Origin of the sequence: Polycladidibacter hongkongensis (assembly GCF_001561995.1) — a bacterium.
GTDB lineage: Bacteria > Pseudomonadota > Alphaproteobacteria > Rhizobiales > Stappiaceae > Pseudovibrio > Pseudovibrio hongkongensis.
Window position 1 is genome coordinate 1 of record NZ_LLWC01000028.1, and the last position, 1296, is coordinate 1296.

General features: G+C 53.9%; 2 protein-coding genes. Both read right to left on the reverse strand.

All coding sequences use genetic code 11. From position 1 onward, the window contains the following. Nucleotides 1-40: 40 nt before the first annotated feature. On the reverse strand, nucleotides 41-940 hold the full coding sequence (locus tag AYK82_RS14230) for an IS3 family transposase (protein WP_068317408.1): 900 nt from the start codon (nucleotides 938-940) through the stop codon (nucleotides 41-43). Then, on the reverse strand, nucleotides 937-1233 hold the full coding sequence (locus AYK82_RS14235) for a transposase (RefSeq protein WP_068317412.1): 297 nt from the start codon (nucleotides 1231-1233) through the stop codon (nucleotides 937-939). The genes AYK82_RS14230 and AYK82_RS14235 overlap by 4 nt, the downstream gene beginning before the upstream one ends. Nucleotides 1234-1296: the final 63 nt, after the last annotated feature.

The following is a 1296-nucleotide window of genomic DNA, read 5'->3' on the forward strand; positions in this document are numbered from 1 at the left end:
TGGAGTTCCGCCCGATTTCCGGACAGTTTGATTAAACATATTACGCTGCCCTTTTCCAAGCCCTTTGTTCAAACACCTGACAAGGTGTTTTGTAGCCGATAGCCGAATGTCTGCGCTGACGGTTGTAGAACACCTCAATGTAGTCGAAGATGGCAGCCTTGGCCTGCTCCCTTGTTAGAAACCTGGTTTGATGAACCAGTTCTTTTTTCAAGGAGGCAAAGAAGCTCTCCATGGGAGCATTGTCGAGACATTGGCCTTTTCGGCTCATGGATTGGGTGATGCCAGCTTGCCGTAGAAGTTTGCGGTACTCCTCGCTCGCGTATTGACTACCGCGATCGGAGTGATGAATGAGGCCAACAACAGGACCGCGTCTTCCCAGGGCCATCTTGAGGGCCGCACAGCACAGATCCGCTTTCATATGCTTATCCATGGCCCAGCCGACAATCTCACGCGTTGCCATATCCTTGATGGCAGCCACATACAGCCAGCCCTCATCGGTGGGGCAATAGGTGATATCCGCGAGCCAGACCGTGTTGGGAGTGTAACAGTCAAACTCCTGTTGCAGCAAGTTAGGGGACGGCGACTTCTTGTGATTGCTCAGCGTTGTCACCGGCTCAACCGGATCCCGCTTAGATGGAGAAATACCATTTTCTTTCATAAGCTTGGTAACTCTGCGCTGCGACACAACCTCACCTGCGGCCACCAACTCGGCATGGATCCGCTTGGAGCCATAACAGCCTCGGCTGACCTTAAACGCTCTCTGGATCACCCCCAAAAGCTCCTGATCCCGGCGCTCTTTGAACTGGGCCCGGATCTGACGTTCGGGCTCGCAGGCTTGATAGCCGTAGAACCAACTGCGGGCCACCTGAAGCAGACGGCACAACGTGGAAACCGCATAGTCTTTGGCATGGGTGGCAATGAACAGATGCTTGTTCCTCATGGCTTCCCCACCCTTGAGGCGAAAAAAGCCGATGCTTTTTGAAGGATCTCGTTTTCCTCCTGAAGCCGCTTGTTTTCCTTGCGAAGTCGTGTGAGCTCGGCGGCATCGGCCTGCTGGCGCCGTTTGGCTTCCACTGATCCAGCTGCCTCAATCTCCAGACGCCACATCTTCAGCTGTGTCGGCGTCAGTCCCAGCTCCTTGGCAACCTTTCCCAGAGTGGCTCTCGGTTCATAAAGCCGCTCCACAGCTGCCGCTTTGTACTCTTCAGTGTATTTCGAGCGTCCTGAGCCCATTCCCATCTCCTGCAACAATCAAAGTCAATATACTCGATTGTCCGGGATCATGGACGAACTCCA